The sequence below is a fragment of the Spirochaetota bacterium genome (assembly GCA_017999915.1).
Taxonomy (GTDB): Bacteria; Spirochaetota; UBA4802; order UBA4802; family UBA5550; genus RBG-16-49-21.
In genome coordinates this window covers 60,542-80,593 of sequence record JAGNKX010000021.1, presented here as the reverse complement: position 1 = coordinate 80,593, position 20,052 = coordinate 60,542, and the positions used below count along the sequence as shown (strand labels likewise).

The following is a 20,052-nucleotide window of genomic DNA, read 5'->3' as shown; positions in this document are numbered from 1 at the left end:
TGCCGCTGCGGCTATCTCTTCGACGGCGAGATCCCCTGCGTGTGCCCGCCCCACCAGGTCAGGAGTCACTTCCAGAAGATCGCGGGACCGATCCTCGACCGCATCGATATCGAGGTGCTGGTCGGGCGGGTGCCGTATCGGGATCTTTTCAACGGTCATGCCGGCGAGACCTCGGCGACGATCAAGGGGCGCATCATGGAGGCCCGGGAGCGGCAGGCGTTGCGATTCGCCGGGAGCGCCACGCGCTACAATTCACGCATGACCCAGGAAGAGATCAGGACGCACTGCCGCCTCAAGCCGGACGCCGAAGCGGTGCTGGAGGCGGCGGTGAAGCGCACCAACATCACGGCGCGGTCTTTCTTCAAGGTGATCAAGACCGGGCGGACCATAGCGGACCTGGCCGGATCGGATTCAATCGGGAAGCATCATATCCTGGAGGCGCTTTCGTACAAGAACTTGCAGAAGAATTACGATGTTTGAGGCCGGGAGCAGGCCCCTCCGCATCAGCTTTTCCTTTTTTTCCTGAAGAAATTCCCGAGGTACTCCCCCGCGTCGTCCTGATCGAGGGGCATGGCAAAGAGGTATCCCTGTCCATAGTCGCAATCGAGGTTCTTGAGCTTGACCAGGTGCTCCCGCTCCTCCACGCCCTCGGCCACCACCCTCATGCCGAGGTTGTGCGCGAGACCGATGACCGAGCGGACGATGCTCAGGCTCTGCTCGTCGATGTGCATCCACCGGACAAAGGACTGGTCTATCTTCAAGGTATCGACGGGGAAATGCTGGAGGTAGCTCAGTGAGGAATAGCCCGTCCCGAAGTCGTCCATGTAGATGCTGTGATGGTTCGACTTGAGCTTCAGGAGCTGCAGGTTGGCGGTCTCCATGTCGGTCATGAAAGCGCTTTCGGTTATCTCGAAGGCGATGAAGGACGGGTCGGCATCGTTGCCTTTCATGATCTCCGCGATGCCATCGCTCAGGCCGGGATTGACAAACTGGTTCGCCGAAAGGTTGATGCCGACGTGAATAGGATGGTCGATGACGATCTTTTCCCGCCATCTTTTGATCTGGTCCACCACCTCCCTGATGATCCAGAATCCCAGGGGCATGATGAACGGAAGCCGCTCGGCGATCGGGATGAAATCATCGGGACACACGAACCCGTGCTCGGGGTGGTCCCACCGTATGAGGGCCTCAAAGCCCGCGATCCGCTCATCCGTGATGGAGAGTATCGGCTGGTAGTACAGGTTGAACTCTCCCCTCTCCAGGCCCCTGTTCAATTCCATCTCCATGTGGAGCTCGGCCTCGCTCTTGGTCTTGATCCCGTCAAACAGCTCCGGCCGGGAGAGCCTCTGCTGGAGAAGGTTCTTCTTTTGAATGACGGCGTTCAGCGCCAGGGAGTGGTTCACGGAATTGCTCAGCATCGATATTATGAACTGGGAAAGCTGCGACGGATTGAGGCTCAGGGAATGATCGGCGCCGCGGTACCTGAAATCGATCGCCACCGGGTCCCCGTCGGGAGCGGTCATTTCCCCGTTGAGTATTTCGTTAATTCGCGACACGAGGAATTCCATGCTGAAGGGAGGAGTTATGGAATGGGTCACCCCGCGCTCCAGGACCTTGATATAGGAATCCACGTCAACGCCGGTCGACACAATAACGAAGGGAATCTTCTTGTCCGTCGCGATATCATGGAACGCGCAGAGGAGCCGGTCATCCTTCATCATTTTCCCGCTGAACCGGCAGAGTATGATATCGGGCTTAAAGGTCTCGAGGGCCGCCGTCGCGTCGACTTCACTCACGGAGACCAGGATGTTGAACCCGGCCTTGGCGAGAATTTCCTGGAGGATATTTTTCTTGTTCGATCCAGGATCGAGAATAAGAACATTGTATATTTTTTTGTTCATGAATATGTCACCCACACCCAATTAGATAAATAATACCCATGATTCAATTAATCCGTCAAGCCTATTCACGCGTGGTGAGGAATTTTCATTATTGGTCCGGGACAGAATTTTTCTTGTAATATTTAACCACCGCTGTACATTAATGCTATACATATCCGGGCGGCGGCCGATTCGGCCCATGCCTGTCTTGAAGTTATGGAGGAAATGCCGATGGCTTTCGAAGATGGTTTGGATCTGCATAAAATTATAATGCAGTCGATCGAAGTTCAGATACGGGACAATGACCCGCCGGCGGTCAGGGCAACCTACGAGCGCCTCCTGGCGAACGGCCGTGACGATGCGACGGCGAAGGACATGATAGCATCGGTAATAGCCGAGGAGATTTACCTCAGGATGAAGGAGAACAGGACAATAAACGAGGAAATGTTCGCTGCGCGCCTTGGAGAGCTCCAGTAAGGGTCCGAGACTGGTTCCCTGCTCAATCCCCCCCTCAACCGGTCAATCACGCACCGGTGTTAAACCTTTAACGGGCCTTGTACCTGATACAGCGCACTGCCCTGCCCCGCGTTTCCGGCAGCACGATCGGAGCGAGTCCGCACCGGCCGATACTCATGTCACAGCGGGGATAGAACACGCATCCCGTCGGAAGGGAGGTCATGGATGGAACCATGCCCGGAATGGTCGCAAGGCGTTTCCGGTTTTCTCCGATGCGCGGTATGGCGCTGAAAAGTCCCCTGGTGTAGGGATGGCCCGGCTTCTTAAATATGTCCCGGGTCCTGCCGAATTCAACGATCTCCCCCGCGTACATGATGGCGATCTCGTCGGCGATATTGGCCACGATGCCCAGGTCATGGGTGATGAGGAGGAGCGACATCTTGCGCTCGTCCTGGAGCCTGAGGAGAAGGTCGAGTATCTGCGCCTGGATGGTGACGTCCAGCGCCGTGGTGGGCTCGTCGGCTATCAGTATGGACGGAGACGCGGAGAGCGCCATGGCGATCATCGCCCGCTGGCGCATGCCGCCTGAAAATTCGTGGGGATAGGAATCAAGCCGGGACGATGGGTCGGGGATCCCGACGCTGTTCAGGAGCTCCGCCGCGTATTCCCGCGCCTCGCGGTCGCCCATGCCGAGGTGGAGGGAAATGCTCTCCTGTATCTGGTACCCGATGGTGAACACGGGATTGAGGGAGGTCATCGGTTCCTGGAAGATCATGGCGATCTCCTTTCCCCGGATCTTCCTGATCTCCCCGTCATCCATGGAAACGATGTCCCTGCCGCGGTACCGTATGCTTCCCGAATCGATCACCCCCGGCGGCGGCACCAGACCCAGGATCGAATAGGCCGTAACGGACTTGCCGCACCCTGATTCGCCCACGAAGCCCAGGGTGCGCCCCTTGTTCAGTGAAAAGGAAACGTCGCGCACCGCGAGGATGTCGCCCCCGGACAGGCGAAAGCGAACATTGAGGTCCCGAACTTCCAGCAATGGCTCCATGGCATTCCTCACGTGATGTTCCTGCTGCGCCGGGTTACGTCGAACCCGTCGGCGGTCAGGCGCCCGTACAGCGCTTCGCGGTCAACGTCTTTCAGGGGACACTTGTAGATGATCGAGTCCCTGTACCCGATGAGCTCGACGCGGTCCACATGGATCACCTCGAGCCTGCCCGCCTCCACCTGCTCCGCGCGCTTTTCGCAGGTTTCGCTGAAGGATATCTTGACGATTGATCTCTCCTTCAGCGCGGCCACAAACGACTCAAGAGTGTCGTAAACAATTTCCCGTTGCATGATGCTTTCCCTTTAATCTCGCATATTTAAATGTAATGATAGTGAACCCCGACGTTACTGTCAAGATTTAACTGAATTGGAACGACATGGTACGGATAACTAATCATTACAAAAAAACGTTGACGTATTGAATCTGTATCCCACTCCCTTGATGGGAGGGGCAAGGGGAGGGTGATAGACATATCATTCACCCCCACCCTGCCCTCCCCCATCAAGGGGGAGGGTCTATCCTTTAAGGAGACAACCTGACACATATCAGATCATGGAATTCAAGGAAAAACGGCCGCTCTATCAATTCGCGGAGATCATCGCCGCCCTGAGGGGAGAGAACGGATGTCCCTGGGACAAGAAGCAGACCCACCAGTCGCTGCGGCCCTACCTTATCGAGGAGGCCTACGAGGCACTGGACGCCATCGAGAGCGGCGACCCGGCCCACATCCGCGAGGAGCTGGGAGACATCCTTCTCCAGATATACCTCCACGCGGAGATAGCGAGGGAACAGAACCGGTTCACCATTGACGACGTGGCGCAGTCCATCATCGACAAGATCATACTGCGGCACCCCCACGTATTCGGCGACGCCAGCGTGCGGGACGCGGACCACGTGGCTGACCGGTGGGAGCAGATCAAAAAGAAGGAAAAGCCCCACCGCGAATCGATCCTTGACGGCGTGCCGAAGCACCTGCCGGCGCTCCTCAAGGCGCATCGCGTCCAGCAGAAGGTCTCCCGCGTCGGGTTCGACTGGGAGCGCATCGAGGACGTGGCCGCCAAGCTTGACGAGGAAGTGGGCGAGCTTAAGGCCGCCATAGCCTCATCCGACAAGGATAGAATCACCGACGAGGCCGGGGACATCCTCTTCAGCATGGCCAACCTCCTGCGCTTCATGCACATCAACCCGGAGGAGGCCCTTGAGAAGACCACTGCGAAATTCATCAGGCGCTTCCGGCATATCGAAAAGCGCGCAGCCGAAATGGAAAAGAACCTGGAGGATATGACCATAGACGAGATGGAACGTCTCTGGCAGGAGGCGAAGGGCAGGGTGTGAGTAGAGTGGCGATTGCTTGCAGTATCACCCTCCCTTGACGGGAGGAGGCTTTAAATCAATTATTGAACTCTATGCATTTTTCAATTTCCGGATCTCTTCAATAATCCGCTTCATGTCTTCAACGGCGATGGAGCCGCGGCCGAACTTGTACCCGTATATTTCTTCCTTGATGCGATCCATGGCGCTTTCCGTTTCACCGGGGATGGGGCCGGCAAATCCCCTGCGGGCCTGATCCAGGGCCTTTTCCGCTGCCTTGAGGAATCCCTCGCTGTCGCCCCGCTCCGCAGCGTTGAGGGCCTCGGCCGCATGATCTACGTCTGGGGCGGCATCCTGCTTCGTGTCCTCTTCCCTGCCCTGGTCAGCTCCATGGGCGACGAGGCGGTAGCGCTTTCTCTCCCAGAACACAACAAAGACGATCGTTCCTGCCACGGCCAGCACGATGAGGACGAAATAGAGGGGATTGAGGTCGAGCTTCTTGTCTTCAGTGTCTGTATCATAGCGGGCCCCTGATTTGATACCCTCACCCTTCGCGGTGAAGGAAATCTCCTTCGTTTCCACGGTCTCGTATCTTCCCCCGTCGGGGTTGAAGAAGGAGAACTTGATGCGTCCGGCGTTGAAATCACCTCCCTTCTCCGGGACCAGCGTGAAGACGAACTTTTTGCTGCCCCGGAGCCTGGCGCCATCGAGCTTTATCGCGCTCTCCCCATCCTCGATGAGGACCTTGAGACCCGGGATTTCCTTTTCCATGAAGGGCTTCGTCATGGTGACCAGGTTGCCGTTCCCTTCAATGGTGACGGTCACCTTCTTTTCCTCGTACACCTTTATCGTATCCGGCGCGTACTCGGCCTTTATGGAAAAGCTGCCGATATCTCCCTGGAATTTCTCAGGCTTTCCCTGGGCCGGCAGCGCCATGACGGCGACCGGCTTTGTGTCAAAGGGGAGCTCCTGGGGCCGGGACATGCCGGGGAAATTGAACCCGAAGAAATCGTTGCGGCGGATACGCATCGGCGCCTCCACGGAAACGGTGGCCGACCCGCCGCCGACGCGATAGGCGCCGGAGCCTGCCGGGATCAGCGCGAAGGTCACCAGGTGGTCCTTCTCGTAGCCGCCTTCTTGGCCTCCCTCCCGGTCATGGGCCGGATCGTCGATCATTTTAATGGCGAACCCCCTGGTCTCGGGATGCTCGTTGAATCGGTGCACCGTGGCGCGGATGCCGGAGGTCATGATGTAATAGCGCATGATGATGGGCTGGCCCACATAGGCCGAGCCAGATGAGAGCTCCACGGAAGACCTGATGTCGCCGGCGGCGGAGGATTCCTCCCCGCTTTCGGCCGCTGCTGAACCGCCTGCCACGACGGTGAGGGACACCTCCCGGGACTCCATCCTCTGGCCGCCGCGCTGGAACACGAAGGGCGGTATCCGGTAGTGTCCCTTCCGTAACGCGGTGACCATGAAAACGAGCTTCACGCCGGACCAGGACTTGCCGTTTATGTATTCAAAGCTCCTCTCCATGCCGGAGTATTCTATCCTGAGACCCGGAACCGAGGGATACTTCAGCGGCTTTACGTCGCCGGCGTCGCCGCTCAGCCTGACCTTGAGGGTTGTGGAGTCGCCCACTTCAACGGTGGGCTCGTCTATTTCGGTTGCCAGCTGTGCCGCGCGCAGGCCGGTGGCCGCAAACAGGGCCAGCGCCGCGCAGAGCACTATCCTACCAGTATTTCTCAAGCTTCCTTTTTTCATCATTGCTGCCACCTTTTTGCCGGCGGACAGGGCTCTTCTCCAGGGAGCGGAGAATATTCTGTACCTGCTCGCGGTTCATCTGGCCGCCGCCCTGGCGGTCCCTCTTCTGCTGCTGCCTGTTTTTCTCATTGTTCTGGTTTTTCTTGTCCTGTCCCGGCTTGTCTTTATTCTGCCGGTCCTTGTTCCTGTTATCTTTATTGTCCTTGTTGTCCTTATTCTTATCCTGCTTGTTCTTGTTATCCATCTGCTTCAGCACATACTCTATGTTCTTCTTCGCTTTTCCATAATTGGGATCGATCTTCAGGGCGTTCATGTAGGCCTGGATGGCCTCACGGTAGTTCTTCTGCTTCAGGTAAGCGTTGCCGGTATTGAGGAAGGCCTTTTTCTGAACGTCGCGGTCGTCGGACTGAATCGCCCGCTGGAACCCGGAGATGGCGCCGTCATAATCCTCCAGCATGTAATCGGCGTCGCCCGTATTGAAGGAGAGCTTCTTCTTTTCATCCTCGCCCGGGGCGTACTGTTCCGCCTTTTCGTAATAGCGCTTGGCATTGTTGTACTTCTTTTGCCCGTACTCCTCGTTGCCGCTGGAAACGGCGTCGCGGTAGGGATCGAGCCAGGCTATGGAAATACAAGCCAGGGCAATTAGAAGAAATATGCGCGATGATTTCATATATCTCATACGAATGAATCCATAACAATTACTATTAGAATGCCCATTGCAACAATTGTTACCGGCGGCGCAACAGGCGCCTGACCGCTCCCAGCGCGGTTTTCGCGAATTCCCGGAATCCTTCGAATCCAGCCCGTCCGGTGCTTCTCCGTTCCGGCAGCATCAGCTCGATTGAAAGGATTATGATAAGGATGAAGGCGAAAACCTGGTACTGCTCGCGGGGCTCCTTGATGATGCGCGAACCGTACTTGTTCCTGTGCTGGTCGGTAATGATCTCATTAATGAACCTGAGGCCGGAAAAGCTGTCCGATATATCGATGTAAGAGCCGCGGGTGAGACCGGCGATGCGCTTCAGGAAGGAGACGTCCTTTTTCGTCTTAACCAGGCTGCCGCTGCCGTCGCGGTAATAGCTGTCAGGGGAGGTTTCGCTTCCCGGCGTGGGGATCACCTCGCCGCCGCTGCGGCCTATCCCGACCGTGTAGATCGCCACGTCCATGTCGCGGAAGAGCCTCGCCGCTTCCTCGGCGGTCCCCTCGTGGTCCTCGCCGTCGGTTATAAGCACCAGTATCCGCGACGTGATGCGCTTGGTCGTGAACACGCGGTACGCCTGCTTGAGGGCCATGCCGATGTCCGTTCCCTTCAGGTTGATCGAATCCGGGGACGCGGCGTCAAGGAACATCATGAAGGCGCCGTAATCGTTCGTCAGGGGGCACTGGAGAAAGGCGTCGCCGGAGAAGAGGATCAGGCCCACGCGGTCCCCCTGGAGCGACTCCACGATGAACCGCACGGCGTCCCGGGCGCGCTGGAGCCTGCTCGGATTCACGTCCTGGGCGAGCATGCTGGGGCTCACGTCCAGGGCGATGAGCACGTCGGAGCCCTCGTTGTTCACCTCGCGGACCAGCTCGCCCCACTGTGGCCGGAGCGTTACGAAGGCGAAGAGGATGATAGCCAGGGCGACCAGCGCCTCCCTGGCGACGGCGATCCTCCCGGAGCCCCGTATCAGGTAACGGCGCGCCACGCCGCGGCTCATGATCCGCACGGCCCGCCGCTTCCACGCGATGTAGAAGGCGAAGAGTCCCAGCGCCACGGCGGAGATGGAGATAATGTATATAAGATATGGGTAGTTGCCAAAATGCATCAGGAATCCACCATCACTAAATTGTTACGCCCCCCTGTCCCCCGTAGGGGGCACGGTTCACTAACGATGCTTTAATAATTCATCATTAATAGTATCAATGACATGTTCAATGTTTTGTATGATCTCATTATTATTAAACCTCAATGTTTTAATTCCGAGGCTCAGCATGAAATCATCCCGATATTTGTCATAATCCTTTCTTTCTTTATGTATATCCCCATCTATCTCAATAGCTAATAATTTTCCCCCCTTCGGGGGTCAGGGGGGCATCAAGGGGTCTAGGGCACCTTCCTGTACACGACCGATCTTAGAATGATCTCGGCGAGAAAGAGGGCAGCGGCGGCGAAGAGGAGCCACTGGAACCGGTCGTAGAATTCATGGTACTGTTTCAGCTCGACCTGGCTCTTTTCGAGGCGGTCGATGTCCTTGAAGTTTTGCCACATAACGCCGCTGGAGGTGGCGTTAAAGTATTTCCCGCCCGTTATTTCCGCGATGTTCTTGAGCGAATCCTCGTCGATATCGACCATGATCTGCTGCTTCATCATCGGTATGCCCGAGGGATAGGGTACCGTTTCGCCTTTCTTCCCGATCCCCACCGGGTAGATCTTGATCCCCATCTCCGCGGCGGCCTTCGCCGCCGTTTCCGGATCGATGCTCCCCCTGTTGTTCATGCCGTCGGTCACCAGGAGAATGACCCGGCTCTTCGCCTTGCTGTCCATCATGCGGGCCGTGGCCAGGGCGATGGCGTCGCCGATGGCCGTGCCGTCGACGTGGACCGATTCGAAATCCACCTCCCCCGCGATGTCCTGGATCATCTGGTGCTCGAGGGTGAGGGGGCATTGCAGATACGCCTCGCCGGCGAAGACCACCATGCCGATGCGGTCGGTCTTACGCCGCGCCACGAAATCCTTGATGACCTGCTTGGACACCGTCAGGCGGTTCTTGGGCTGGAAATCCTCGGCGAGCATCGAGAGGGACACGTCCATGGTTATCATGATGTCGACGCCAAGGTTCTTGACGCTGGAGTAGTGCACCCCCTTGCCGGGCCTCGACAGGGCGAGGATGAGAAGAAGGAGCGCCGCGAACCGCAGGGCCGGGAGGAACCGGTAGGTCCGGGCGCGAATCGACTGCCGGGCGCGCACCACCTCTTCGGAGGAAATGGCCACCGCGGCCTCGCGGTTATAGAGCTTCCGGAAGAGGAACCAGAAGAGCATGAGCGCCCACGGGATCAGCAGGAGCAGGAGCATGGGATTTTTAAACTCGAGTTGTGTCACCGCTCATCGCTCCTGAAATCTTCTTCGCCACATCAACGGTTTTCCCAAGGCTCGCGCGGAGATGCTCCGGCGAGGGCGTGAACTCCGCAAACTTGGAAAGGTCCCAGAGGTTGAAGCCGTCCATGATCTGGGCGGCATGGGCGTCATGGATATTCCTCGGGAAGACCTTCTTTATCTTCTTTTCTATTTCATAGGTGGTCATTTCAGCGGCGTCGAAATGGAACTGAAGCGACAGGTACTTCCTGAAGATCATGGATATGCCGAACACGAAATCCTCGATCCTGCCGTCCTCGATGAGCCTGTCGCCGTTGAACTGCTCGATCTCTTTCAGGAAGATATCGATGGGAGGCACAATGACCGGGGCGGTCCGCCGCTCCTCGATGCGCTTCCTGATGTGCCGCCACGCGAAAAAGCCGACGACTCCGAGGACCGCCAGAACCAGGATGAGGATCACCAGGCGCCACCAGTTGCCGCCCAGGGCCAGGGGCGGCTCGACTTCCTCGAACTCTCCCTTTTCATTGACCGCGCCAATCGTCACGGAGGGGGTCTTGTACCCGATGGCGATGCCGTCGGAGCCCTTGATCTCGACGTCCGGCAGCTGCCAGGCGCCGGGCCGGTAAAAGGATATCTGCATCGTCACCGTGATATCGGTCATGGCCTTGTCTGACCGGTCGTCTTTCTTTATGGAATGGATGACATAGAGGGGCACGTACTGGGCCGGGTCTTCCTCGGCCTCTTCTTCGCCTTCTTTTTTGGGGATCGCCTGGGCTTTCTTTTTCTCAGGGAACACCTCTCGCTTTTCCGGCGGAACGATGGTTATGCCGCCAAGGTCCTTTCCGGCGATGGTCACCTTGTAGACAAGGATCGTCCCGACCGTGGCCTTTTCCGGCGTGACCGTGGCCCTGATCTTCGGGGCGTTTACTTCGCCGGCCAGGCCCGTGATGGCCGCCAGCATCATAATTGCAAGGAGCTTCATCTTCATGGCGTCACGCCCTCGTCAGCCTGGTGCGATTGCGCTTCTCGAAAAACCTCAGGATGGGGATCTCGATCGGCTCAGCCGTACTCAATGATATGGCGTTGAACTCGGCCAGGACCGGGAACCTTCCCTTTTCGGGGATGGCGTCGGAGAGGAATACCTTGCCGGTCTCCAGGTCGACGAACTCGGTGAGGCCGAAGAAGCGGATATCCTTCTCCATGGGATCGGAAACCTGCACGGGGATGATATCGTGCTTCCGCCCCAGGAGCTTCATCTTCAGGATAAAGCTCTCGTCCCGGTCAAGGAAATCGGATATGATGAAGATGATGCTCCGTTTTTTAAGAACGCGCTGGATGAAGTCGATGGCCCCGCCGATGTCGGTCCTGCGGCTCCGGGGCCGGCACTTCAATATCTCGTCGAGGACCTTGAGGATGAACTTGCGCCCCTTCTTCGGCTTGATATAGCGCTCGATGCGGTCGGTAAAGAGGCAGGCGCTCACCCGGTCGTTGTTGATCTGGGCCAGGTTCAGGAAGAGGGACGCCACTTCGAGAATCAGGTCGCGCTTGCGCGGCCCCCCGCCGAACTCGGTGGAGCCGGACATGTCGATCATCAGCACCACCGAGAGCTCGCGCTCCTCGATATACTGCTTCACGTAGAGGTTGCGCATGCGCGCCGACACGTTCCAGTCGATGCTCCGGATGTCGTCGCCGTACTGGTATTCCCGGACAGAATCGAAGGACAGCCCGTGGCCCTTGAAGGCGGAGTGGTACTCCCCCATGAACAGGGTGTTGATCTTCTTCCCGGGCTGGAGCCGTATCTTCTTTAAAAGCGAGAGCTCCTGCGCTTCCACCTAGGGGACCTCCACGGAATCAAAGAGCAGTTTCACCACGTCGTCGGCGCTCTTGCCGTCGGCCTCGGCCTCGTAGGAGAGGATGATGCGGTGGCGCAGCACGTCCGCGCCGATCTCCTTGATGTCGTCCGGCGTGACGAAGCCGCGGCCGCGGATAAAGGCAATGCACCGGGACGCCTTCATCAGGGCGATGGAGGCCCGGGGGCTGGCCCCGAACTCGATGTATTTCTTGAGCTCCTTCCGCGACGGCTTCCGCGTCTCGCCCACGATGGTGACGATGTAATCGATGAGCTTGTCGTCGATGTATATCTTTTCTATGATCTCGGCCTTCTTCGCGATCTTCTCCGGCGCCAGGACCTTCTTGACATTGTCCACTTTAATATCGCTGAAGCGGTTCAGGATCTCCTTCTCCTCCTGGTGCGTGGGATAGTCCACCAGCACCTTCATAAAGAAGCGGTCCAGCTGCGCCTCCGGAAGGGGATAGGTCCCCTCCTGCTCGATGGGGTTCTCCGTGGCCAGGACCATGAAGGGCTTCTCCAGGGTATAGGTCTCCTCGCCGATGGTCACCTGTTTTTCCTCCATGGCCTGGAGGAGGGCCGACTGCACCTTGGCCGGGGCGCGGTTGATCTCGTCAGCCAGGAGAAGGTTTGTGAAGATCGGGCCCTTCTTGGTGAAGAAGTCCATCTCCTTCGGATTGTAGATGCGCGTGCCGATGAGGTCCGCCGGAAGAAGGTCCGGCGTGAACTGCACGCGCTGGAACGACGTGTCAATGGAGCGGGAAAAGGCGCGGATGGCCAGGGTCTTGGCCAGGCCCGGCAGGCCCTCGAGAAGGACGTGGCCCCCGGATATATAGGAAATCAGGATCCGGTCCACCAGGGCTTCCTGCCCCACGATGACCCTGGCGATCTCTTCCTTTATTTTGGCCACAAAGTCATTTTCGGCCTTCACCTTTTCGGTGAGCTTTTCGATTTCGGCATAATCCATAGGATCACTCCCCATATAATAGAAGTACAGGTATCTTTTACGAAATGTAAAATATCACTTTTTTTGTCTACCAGAAAATGGGCGGAATTCGTCCCTCCCCCGGCAACTCCACCCGGGTATGAGTATAAATTAGCAGTTTGCTGAAAAACAGCGAACTGCTAAACGATACATGGATGTATCGCCATTTTTCGAGGCATTAGCTGAGAAAAATGTGAGGTTTTACGAATTCACTTCGTAAAACCGACCCTGAAAAACTCCAAGGAAGGAGTTTTTCAGGAAACTGTTAGAATAATATGTATATCCACCATTATTCTTGTTACATGTAAGTTTTATAATATTAGTATTGACATGATTCAAATTAATAGTATTATACCTGATAAAACAATCACCAGGAGGAAGTGGACATGAAAAAAACTTGTATCATTCTTATCACTTTTTCATTGATAGCTGTGGTTTTTGTGGGATGCAAAAAGACCCTGTCGGTCGAATGCGCCACTAAAATGAGGGATGTCAACGTGCAGGACAAGAAGGTCGGCGCGTCGTTCACGGTTACCTGCCCGGCCAACTGTGACATGGGATTCGTATGGGGAACAGACACCTATACCACCGACTCATCGGTCTGCATGGCCGGTATCCACGCCGGCGTCATTCCGAAAGACAAGGGCGGCGCAGTCAAGGTTCTCGTGGTCAAAGGCCTGGACAAGTATGATGGAAGCGAGCGCAACGGCGTCAAATCCGACGACTGGAAAGTATCCTGGGGCGATACGGCCTTCCAGGTGGCCAAGTAGCACTACTAATTATCACAACTGTCCCGGAACTGCATTCCGTTCCGGGACAGGTTAATAATCACTAAAATCTCATCGACATCCCCAATCCAAAACAAGGCTTGCCCTTCATCCAGTCAACGACACTGAAATACTGCGATGGGATAAAAACATCCACATTATTATTCGAATTGTATGAATCCACCTGAAAATTCACTGCATAATATATGCTGCGGCCGATGAATGTCAGCAGCATTGCAGCGGCGAAGCCGCCTAATGAACCGCTGGTGATATACATAACTTCTTTATAATTTTTTAGTTTGTGAATTTTAGTACGTGTTTTACCCCATTCAATAAAATAATTAGTACCAAATAAAGCATATGGACCGGACCATCCAATAATATAAGGCGCATTTGTAAAATAAAAGAAATCTATTTTTTCTTCTTTAAAATAACGGGAACTCTTTACTTTATAATCATTTTCACCGACCGCAAAAACGATCAATGATGATATTCCCGATGCCACTGACAGCCATAATGTCGGATCCTTATGAAGATATAACGGTGATGATGGAGAACGATAATTTGGTGTATTGACATAGGAACCATCTTTTTTATAAAGCGTCCTCCCCGTTATTCTATAGGTCAGCTTGTCGCAGAAGCGCTCCACCATGTAAAACTCATCGTCTTTCGAAATGGCCCGCTCCTTTTCCGATAACTCGGCGATACCCTTTTCCACGTCCACGACCCGTCCGGTCACCGCCACGTTGTTGCCGAACTTCATGACGGTCCCCACCAGGATCTTCCGCGCGCTCAGGAGCTTCCCCACCTGGACCGCGCAGGTCACATCGGTGCACCCGGTCATCTGGAACCCCTGCTCCTTCAGGATTTTACCAACCTGGGCCCGTTCAAGAACGACATACCTTCCGGAATTCACCATCTCGTTACGGATCAATTCGGAAACCTTTACTGCTTCGGCCCTTGGCACATCCTGGGCATTGAAATCCATAACTGCAATGGTCATCTTCTCCGCAGCTGAAAGCGGCAGGGCGATCGCCATGGCGGCGAACCATGCTGAAATCATTTTTTTCATCAACCCACTCCCCCGATTCTTTTTCTTATTTCAGGCTTTGAATGGCCTTTTCCAGCCGGAGGACCGTATCCTCTCCGGCGCCCACCGCACTGAATACGATATGCCCCGCCGCATCGACCAGGAAGGCGGCGGGAAGCTCCTTTTTCGGATTGTACTTCGCTATCACCACCTGGTACATATCAATGAGATAATCATGGTCGATGCCCGCATTCCTTAAAAATCTGCCCGCCTTCTCCTTTGCCGTGCCGCCGGAATCGTTGGCGTCCACGGCAATTAAAACCAGCGAGATATTTTTCCGCTTTTTATATTTTTTCTCCAACTCGATCAGCATCGGCAGCTCCCTGGCGCAGGGACGGCAGTAGCTGGCGAAGAAGGAAATGAGGAGGTTGCCCCTGAAGGAGGACCTGAACACCATGGCGCCCCGGTTATCCGGCAGGGCGAAGCCGGGGGCCTGTCCAGGTGCGCCCGCCAAAGGCAGAACCGCTGTTACAATGAACAACAGCATCCCGAAACGCTTGGTCATTGTCATCTGATAAACGAAATTGTTTGATATGGTATCGCTGGCTGATTAGCATTAGCCGATACAATGACAGAATAGTATATGGATGGTTTTATGATCAATCCTTTTTCCAGTGGTGAACAATCCGAATATAGAATAACCGAACAAAAACAGAAAATTGTCACGACAGATGAATAAATACCTCAAACGTCCAATTTTGGCTTGATAAAAAATCAAATTCCCTTCCATATTGTATATAAAGCTACCTCATGGGTTTCACGCACCGCTTGGCAATATATAGTACAGTACATCGCGAACCATAACCAGATTAAGGAGGAACACCATGCCTGATTATAGCAAAGATTTCTTAAAGGCCCTCGAAGTCGGGCGGCCCCCCAACATAACCAAGCTCTTCCCCAATTCGAAAGCCCTGATCGTGAGCGGCAAGGTAATCGACCGCGCCATGATAGCCAAGGGTAACTCCATCTCCATAGCCGCCAATGTCCGCAACAGCTTCGTGATCCGCGGCACCCTGATGGCCGCCCAGCGCGCCAACGCGGCCGTCATCCTGGAGATCGCCAAGTCCGAGGGCGGCGCCAAGGCCTACTGCGCGGTCAACTACTGGAACATGGCGGCCCTCATAGACCAGGTCTGCAACGAACTGGGCATCACCGTGCCCGTCGCCATCCACGCCGACCACTACGGGATCCAGAACGACAAGGACCTCGCCGCGGCCAAGATCGAGATACCGACCATGTTCGAGGCGGGCATCACGTCCATTGCGATCGACGCGTCGCACCTGACCGATGACAAGAACCTCCTGGCCAGCATCGAGCTCAATCCCCTCGTGCCCAAGTGGGCGGGCCTCGAGACGGAGGTGGGCGAGATCAAGGGCAAGGAAGGGCTGTCGACGCCGGAAGAGGCCCTCTTCCTGATCCAGGGCCTGAACGCCCATGACATCTTCCCCGACTGGATCGCCCTGAACAACGGCACCACCCACGGCATCGAGGAAAGCGACGCCGGGATACAGGTGGACCTGACCGCAAAGATCCACCAGGCCATCGAGAAATACAAGGTCTCCGGCGCCCAGCACGGCACTTCCGGGAACAGCTCGGATCGGCTCCGCCAGATCGCGCAGAAGACCAGGACCACCAAGGCCAACGTGGCCACGGCCCTGCAGATGATATCCTGGGGCCTCGAGGTGAACGACTACGGCAACGCCCAGCTGGACGCGAACAAGAATTTCAAGAAGGTGAAGGGCGCAGGCGTAACAGAGGAGATGTGGGAGGAGATGGTCAAGTACGCCACGGAGAAAACCCTGAAGGCGGGGGACTACAAAAAGCTGAACCTCCCCTTCGAGAACAAGCTCACCGGCCTGCCGGCGGACGTGCGCGGCCGCATGGCCAAGGGCGTTGAGGATTTCGTGTACAACATGCTCGTGAACGTCCTCAATGCCAAGGACACGGCGCCGCTGGGCATCGACGCCATCCTCAAGGCAAATTCCTATGACCTGGGGCCCAAGGCGGCCCGCATGGAAGACCCGAAGGAGTGGACCAAGGACAGGATCGTCGAGAAGGCGAAGGCCTTTGTCAAGGTGCAGGACGGCAAGGACCACAGCGACTAGGATACTGGATAAATCATTGGAATCGGAGGTCCCCCCCCTCGATGGGGGCCGCTCTCGGCCATCCATGGCCTCCGCGGCATTGGGACATCCTGTCCGGCAGATGTCGGGTGGGGGTGAAAGATCCAATCAATCACCCTCCCCTATCCCCTCCCATCAAGGGAAAGGGATTTTTACTGTAACAAAATCTGCATAAATTTTTTCTTACAAAAAATAATACGAATCCTGCGAGGAATGATGAATTATCTGGCAGTTCTCTTAATAATCGGCCTGCTTATCTTAATCCATGAGCTGGGCCACTTCATTGCCGCCAGGGCAGTGGGAGTGCCGATCGAGGTGTTCTCCGTCGGTTTCGGGCCGGCCCTGTGGAAAAAAACCATCGGCGGCACCGAATACCGTCTCTCCCTGGTGCCGCTGGGTGGATACGTACTACCCGCCGTGAAAGACGAACAGGACTATTTCCGCATTCCCATCTACAAGCGTATTATCTTTTCCCTGGGCGGACCGGCGGCCAACCTGCTGCCGATCCTGATCCTCTTCGGCGCCCTGAACATCTTGCAGGCGGGCTTTTCATTTGCCGGCATCGCCATCGAGCCGTTCCGCCAGACAGCTGACTTGATACACAGGATTTTCATCGCCTTCGGAAACCTCTTCGCCAAGCCCGGCAATGTCTCGGGCATCGTCGGCATACTCCATGACGGGGGCAAGTTCATCGGCGGCGACGGTGTCAACGCAATACGGCTGACGGTCATCATCAGCGCAAACCTCGCGATCTTCAACCTGCTGCCGCTGCCGGTCCTCGACGGCGGGAAAATACTCTTTTGCATCCTGGAAAAGATCAGCGTCCGCCTCAGGCCGCTCTTCGTGCCGATCATGGTCATCGGATGGCTGCTGATCATCGGACTGATGATATACGCGACGGTCATGGACGTGGGCAGGCTTCTCGTCAGCTACGCCTGAGGATGAGGCCCTGCGCGCAGCCACGATGGGCACGTCGCTTCGCAAGGTGACACTATGAAGCTATGGACGACAACGATAATCATCGCCCTTGTCTGTTCGACGGCGGGATACGCCCTGGTGTCGGACTTCAACGGCACCTACAAGAAAATGCCGACCTACATGGACCCCTGGTGCGGCAAATCGATCGAAATACAGAAAATCCGCTTCAACAAATTCCGCATCTCCTGGGAGCTGATCACCGGCGAGCGGTCGGTCGTTGAGCTTTCGGGAAAAATCGACGGCGACACCCTCGATTTCCGCAATAGAAAAGGAGACAACCTGTACGGGTACACCTACTCGCTGATGGACGGCAAGAACACCCTCGAGGTGATCCTCACCGTACCGGAGAGAAAAGTCGTCTGCCGCTTCAGCCGCGAGATAAAAAAATCCCCCTTCAATTGAGCCAGAGCAGGTACCGGAGTTTCATTCCGATAGGCTCCAAGCCCGCGTCAATCTCACGCTTCATCCGCTTCAGGCGCGACGTGAGGAGAGACATCTTTTTATCATAGCGGTAATACTCGCCGAAGACCGCGTGGAGCATCCCTTCAAGGTCACGGGTGCGTTCCAGCATGATCAGATCGTTAAGATTTATCGCTACATCCTTGGGATGATCGAACATCCTCCCGATATCCAGGTACCCCTTCGGCATCTGCTCTATCTTCATCTGAAGTAATTCGGCCACATCTGCAAGGCGCAGGCCCTCATCGCCCTTCACCAGCTTCCGCACATCAGATATAACTCCCTCCCATGTCTTGTAGAGCTCCTCGTCAACGGGAAGGGGCATGGGATGATCCTTCTGCCGGGGATTGGGGACCCATTCGCGCTCGTCATCGGTTTCGGCCAGATAGGCGCGGCGCGCCTCTTCCGCGCAGTCGAGGCCCGCTAGGATCTCTTTCCGCGCCTTCGCTATCAGCGAACGATCCAGCATCTTTATCCTGATCTCAATGATGTTTTTAAACCCGCCGATCGCGAAGGTGTTAATGATCGACCAGTCATATGCCAGGGCTATATTCAACGCAGCCATCTGGAAATTAATGAAAGCGCGCGCCCAGTGCGCATCGCCCACGTCATAGCGATACAGGGGCCTGCGGCGGGGATCGTTCTCGGGCAATTTCTTCCCCTCCGCGTCGAGCTCTATCTCAAGGAGGGCCCTGTCGCGGCTTTCGATTCTGCCGTCGCCGTTCCAGTCGAATTCCCACCGGGCCGGCGCAAGGTCGAGAAAAACATCCTTGCAGCGCGACGCCTTTTCGAGATCGGAATCGACAAGGGCAAACTCACCATTGGCCTTCTGAACCGCGGCGCGCAAAAAATAGAGGTCATAGCCCTTGTGGCGCGACCCCCGGGACCACACGTCCATGGCGTCGGCGGACAGCGCCCGTACCGCCATACCATAGCGGGCAATGCCCCGCACCAGCAGGGCGTAGCAGTTTCCGCCATCCCGGCCGATGGCTGTATTCGACAAATTCAGGGCATCGGCGAATTTTCCAGCCCTGAGGGCCTCGGCCGCGGGTTTCGAATCCTCAATCCTCTTTGTGGCATCCTGGGTCGTCACGCAGAAGGTCATGGAAAAAAATACGGTCATAGCAATAAGCAGAACAATCTTTTTCATCGGGCACCTGCCATTGGATAAATGGGAATTGTGATGGATTAAGAGGGAAGTTTAGAGAATATCCGCCGGGTTTGTCCAATACTTATTTTTTGTACAGGTTTTTCTATTATTGTTTCGATTGTTATCGGTAATAACCGGGGTCAGAGCATTGTTCAGACCGATTGTTATCGGCCTTATTAATTGCGCATCAGGCCGGCGATATGCTTCACCTGGGCCGTCAGGTTCGTGAGATAGGCATTGCGCTCCTGTAAAATAGTCCCCTTCTCGTCATACTCCTTCCGCGCCATGGTCTCGATGGCTCGCTCCAGGTCGCCGCCGGCATCGTTGATGTACTGCTCGATAAGGGCGCGGTATTCAAAGGTGGCAGCGCGGGATCTTCTTAAAAAATCGGAGGCATCATCGTCCGTAAGAACCCAGCCGTGGCCGATGCCTATCAGCGCCGGCTCCAGCGCGATCATCTTATCCAGAGATGCCAGATAGTCGTCATATGAAGAGAGAAACTCGACCTGCGGCTCCTCCCCTTCCTTTCCGAGGGGTACTCCGGCCGCCTCACCCGGGAACAGGGCCTTCAATTCAGGGATATAAAAAGCCAGGGAATCCCTGGTGTGGCCCGGCACTTCATAGACTCGGCAGGTCAGACCGCCCAGATCGAACTCGTCCCCTTCTTTAAGGGAAAGATCAAAATTCATGGGCCTGATGGTCAGGTCTTCGTCACCGGCAATATCCTTGAACAGACCGCGCTGGATCTCCGATAGGCGGTTCATCATGGCAAGGACCGATTCCTTCTGCAACAGCGGCGCCACCCTTTCATGGGCGCCTATGGCAAGACCGGGAATGTTACGCTTCAGGTAGCTCGCCGCGCCCAGGTGATCGTAATGAGAATGGGTAATGAAGAGATAATTGAGCCTGTTCGCGTCGCCCAGTATGTCCCTGATGGATTTCAGGTACAGCGGTGCCATGAGATTCATGCCGCACTCCACCATGAGGTTTTTCTTGTCGCCCCTGATCACGTAGCCGGGATATGCCGCGTTGGCCGCCACGTGAATGTGTTCGTGTATTGCGCCGCTAGCTAATTGTTTCATTGGATTCCTGGTGTTAGAGTATATATCT

Annotated in this window: 22 protein-coding genes; 7 read left to right on the top strand and 15 right to left on the bottom strand. The window is 55.9% G+C overall.

Annotated features, from left to right (window positions below):
• Positions 1-480, top strand: a 480-nt coding sequence (locus KA369_22535) for an ATP-binding protein (protein MBP7738770.1), incomplete at its 5' end; no start/stop codon positions are given.
• A gap of 23 nt (positions 481-503) precedes the next feature.
• Here the strand turns inward: KA369_22535 and KA369_22530 are convergent.
• The gene (locus KA369_22530; protein MBP7738769.1) at positions 504-1,901 is read right to left on the bottom strand and encodes an EAL domain-containing response regulator; all 1,398 of its coding nucleotides are present in this window, start codon (positions 1,899-1,901) and stop codon (positions 504-506) included.
• A gap of 210 nt (positions 1,902-2,111) precedes the next feature.
• Between KA369_22530 and KA369_22525 the strand changes: the two genes are divergently transcribed.
• The gene (locus KA369_22525; GenBank protein MBP7738768.1) at positions 2,112-2,357 is read left to right on the top strand and encodes a DUF1841 family protein; all 246 of its coding nucleotides are present in this window, start codon (positions 2,112-2,114) and stop codon (positions 2,355-2,357) included.
• A gap of 67 nt (positions 2,358-2,424) precedes the next feature.
• Here the strand turns inward: KA369_22525 and KA369_22520 are convergent, their stop codons facing one another.
• Together KA369_22520 and KA369_22515 are read right to left on the bottom strand one after the other, a co-directional pair.
• A complete protein-coding gene (locus KA369_22520) occupies positions 2,425-3,390 on the bottom strand; it encodes an ABC transporter ATP-binding protein (GenBank protein ID MBP7738767.1) in 966 nt (321 codons plus the stop codon).
• An 8-nt stretch (positions 3,391-3,398) separates the two neighbouring features.
• Entirely contained in the window at positions 3,399-3,680 is a 282-nt protein-coding gene (locus KA369_22515; protein MBP7738766.1) for a hypothetical protein, read from the bottom strand.
• A 262-nt stretch (positions 3,681-3,942) separates the two neighbouring features.
• On the opposite strand from KA369_22515, the gene mazG reads away from it, so the two are divergent.
• Positions 3,943-4,725 carry a nucleoside triphosphate pyrophosphohydrolase gene (gene mazG, locus KA369_22510; protein ID MBP7738765.1) on the top strand — a complete coding sequence of 261 codons (783 nt, stop codon included), beginning with the start codon at positions 3,943-3,945 and terminating at the stop codon, positions 4,723-4,725.
• Positions 4,726-4,794: 69 nt separating this feature from the next.
• Here mazG and KA369_22505 read toward each other — a convergent pair whose 3' ends face one another.
• From KA369_22505 to KA369_22470, 8 genes are read right to left on the bottom strand one after another with little or no spacing between them, the layout of a single operon-like run.
• On the bottom strand, positions 4,795-6,468 hold the full coding sequence (locus tag KA369_22505; GenBank protein MBP7738764.1) for a BatD family protein: 1,674 nt from the start codon (positions 6,466-6,468) through the stop codon (positions 4,795-4,797).
• Positions 6,434-7,144 carry a tetratricopeptide repeat protein gene (locus KA369_22500; GenBank protein MBP7738763.1) on the bottom strand — a complete coding sequence of 237 codons (711 nt, stop codon included), beginning with the start codon at positions 7,142-7,144 and terminating at the stop codon, positions 6,434-6,436. The genes KA369_22505 and KA369_22500 overlap by 35 nt, the downstream gene beginning before the upstream one ends.
• A gap of 49 nt (positions 7,145-7,193) precedes the next feature.
• Positions 7,194-8,273 (bottom strand): VWA domain-containing protein, encoded by a 1,080-nt coding sequence (locus tag KA369_22495; protein MBP7738762.1) that lies wholly within the window; start codon positions 8,271-8,273, stop codon positions 7,194-7,196.
• A gap of 60 nt (positions 8,274-8,333) precedes the next feature.
• The gene (locus tag KA369_22490) at positions 8,334-8,504 is read right to left on the bottom strand and encodes a DUF559 domain-containing protein (GenBank protein MBP7738761.1); all 171 of its coding nucleotides are present in this window, start codon (positions 8,502-8,504) and stop codon (positions 8,334-8,336) included.
• Between the two features lie 47 nt (positions 8,505-8,551).
• Positions 8,552-9,547, bottom strand: coding sequence for a VWA domain-containing protein (locus KA369_22485; protein MBP7738760.1), 996 nt, complete (start codon positions 9,545-9,547; stop codon positions 8,552-8,554).
• Positions 9,528-10,529: a DUF4381 domain-containing protein gene (locus KA369_22480; protein ID MBP7738759.1), complete on the bottom strand. Its 1,002-nt coding sequence runs from the start codon at positions 10,527-10,529 to the stop codon at positions 9,528-9,530. The genes KA369_22485 and KA369_22480 overlap by 20 nt, the downstream gene beginning before the upstream one ends.
• 4 nt (positions 10,530-10,533) lie before the next feature.
• Positions 10,534-11,373, bottom strand: coding sequence for a DUF58 domain-containing protein (locus KA369_22475; protein MBP7738758.1), 840 nt, complete (start codon positions 11,371-11,373; stop codon positions 10,534-10,536).
• Positions 11,374-12,357, bottom strand: coding sequence for a MoxR family ATPase (locus tag KA369_22470; protein ID MBP7738757.1), 984 nt, complete (start codon positions 12,355-12,357; stop codon positions 11,374-11,376).
• 404 nt (positions 12,358-12,761) lie between these two features.
• Here KA369_22470 and KA369_22465 point away from each other — a divergent pair, with 404 nt between their 5' ends.
• Positions 12,762-13,145, top strand: a complete 384-nt coding sequence (locus KA369_22465; GenBank protein ID MBP7738756.1) for a hypothetical protein — start codon at positions 12,762-12,764, stop codon at positions 13,143-13,145.
• Positions 13,146-13,206: 61 nt separating this feature from the next.
• Here the strand turns inward: KA369_22465 and KA369_22460 are convergent, their stop codons facing one another.
• Both KA369_22460 and KA369_22455 read right to left on the bottom strand, forming a co-directional pair.
• The gene (locus tag KA369_22460) at positions 13,207-14,181 is read right to left on the bottom strand and encodes a hypothetical protein (protein ID MBP7738755.1); all 975 of its coding nucleotides are present in this window, start codon (positions 14,179-14,181) and stop codon (positions 13,207-13,209) included.
• Positions 14,182-14,239: 58 nt separating this feature from the next.
• Positions 14,240-14,686: a TlpA family protein disulfide reductase gene (locus KA369_22455; GenBank protein ID MBP7738754.1), complete on the bottom strand. Its 447-nt coding sequence runs from the start codon at positions 14,684-14,686 to the stop codon at positions 14,240-14,242.
• 370 nt (positions 14,687-15,056) lie between these two features.
• On the opposite strand from KA369_22455, the gene KA369_22450 reads away from it, so the two are divergent.
• The 3 genes from KA369_22450 (at position 15,057) to KA369_22440 (ending at position 17,735) form a co-directional block, all read left to right on the top strand.
• On the top strand, positions 15,057-16,337 hold the full coding sequence (locus tag KA369_22450) for a class II fructose-bisphosphate aldolase (protein ID MBP7738753.1): 1,281 nt from the start codon (positions 15,057-15,059) through the stop codon (positions 16,335-16,337).
• Between the two features lie 234 nt (positions 16,338-16,571).
• Positions 16,572-17,294, top strand: a complete 723-nt coding sequence (locus KA369_22445) for a site-2 protease family protein (protein ID MBP7738752.1) — start codon at positions 16,572-16,574, stop codon at positions 17,292-17,294.
• 54 nt (positions 17,295-17,348) lie between these two features.
• Complete coding sequence (locus KA369_22440) at positions 17,349-17,735, top strand: hypothetical protein (protein ID MBP7738751.1); 387 nt, start codon at positions 17,349-17,351, stop codon at positions 17,733-17,735.
• Here KA369_22440 and KA369_22435 read toward each other — a convergent pair.
• Both KA369_22435 and KA369_22430 read right to left on the bottom strand, forming a co-directional pair.
• On the bottom strand, positions 17,728-18,942 hold the full coding sequence (locus tag KA369_22435; GenBank protein ID MBP7738750.1) for a hypothetical protein: 1,215 nt from the start codon (positions 18,940-18,942) through the stop codon (positions 17,728-17,730). The genes KA369_22440 and KA369_22435 overlap by 8 nt on opposite strands.
• Positions 18,943-19,118: 176 nt before the next feature.
• On the bottom strand, positions 19,119-20,024 hold the full coding sequence (locus KA369_22430) for an MBL fold metallo-hydrolase (GenBank protein MBP7738749.1): 906 nt from the start codon (positions 20,022-20,024) through the stop codon (positions 19,119-19,121).
• Positions 20,025-20,052: the final 28 nt, after the last annotated feature.

Bases quoted from the DNA above. Each gene is read 5' to 3' on its own strand.
- KA369_22530 (MBP7738769.1), bottom strand. From the start codon at position 1,901: ATGAACAAAAAAATATACAATGTTCTTATTCTCGATCCTGGATCGAAC.
- KA369_22525 (MBP7738768.1), top strand. From the start codon at position 2,112: ATGGCTTTCGAAGATGGTTTGGATCTGCATAAAATTATAATGCAGTCG.
- KA369_22520 (MBP7738767.1), bottom strand. From the start codon at position 3,390: ATGGAGCCATTGCTGGAAGTTCGGGACCTCAATGTTCGCTTTCGCCTG.
- KA369_22515 (MBP7738766.1), bottom strand. From the start codon at position 3,680: ATGCAACGGGAAATTGTTTACGACACTCTTGAGTCGTTTGTGGCCGCG.
- mazG (MBP7738765.1), top strand. From the start codon at position 3,943: ATGGAATTCAAGGAAAAACGGCCGCTCTATCAATTCGCGGAGATCATC.
- KA369_22505 (MBP7738764.1), bottom strand. From the start codon at position 6,468: ATGATGAAAAAAGGAAGCTTGAGAAATACTGGTAGGATAGTGCTCTGC.
- KA369_22500 (MBP7738763.1), bottom strand. From the start codon at position 7,144: ATGAGATATATGAAATCATCGCGCATATTTCTTCTAATTGCCCTGGCT.
- KA369_22495 (MBP7738762.1), bottom strand. From the start codon at position 8,273: ATGCATTTTGGCAACTACCCATATCTTATATACATTATCTCCATCTCC.
- KA369_22480 (MBP7738759.1), bottom strand. From the start codon at position 10,529: ATGAAGATGAAGCTCCTTGCAATTATGATGCTGGCGGCCATCACGGGC.
- KA369_22470 (MBP7738757.1), bottom strand. From the start codon at position 12,357: ATGGATTATGCCGAAATCGAAAAGCTCACCGAAAAGGTGAAGGCCGAA.
- KA369_22465 (MBP7738756.1), top strand. From the start codon at position 12,762: ATGAAAAAAACTTGTATCATTCTTATCACTTTTTCATTGATAGCTGTG.
- KA369_22460 (MBP7738755.1), bottom strand. From the start codon at position 14,181: ATGGCGATCGCCCTGCCGCTTTCAGCTGCGGAGAAGATGACCATTGCA.
- KA369_22450 (MBP7738753.1), top strand. From the start codon at position 15,057: ATGCCTGATTATAGCAAAGATTTCTTAAAGGCCCTCGAAGTCGGGCGG.
- KA369_22445 (MBP7738752.1), top strand. From the start codon at position 16,572: ATGAATTATCTGGCAGTTCTCTTAATAATCGGCCTGCTTATCTTAATC.
- KA369_22440 (MBP7738751.1), top strand. From the start codon at position 17,349: ATGAAGCTATGGACGACAACGATAATCATCGCCCTTGTCTGTTCGACG.
- KA369_22435 (MBP7738750.1), bottom strand. From the start codon at position 18,942: ATGAAAAAGATTGTTCTGCTTATTGCTATGACCGTATTTTTTTCCATG.
- KA369_22430 (MBP7738749.1), bottom strand. From the start codon at position 20,024: ATGAAACAATTAGCTAGCGGCGCAATACACGAACACATTCACGTGGCG.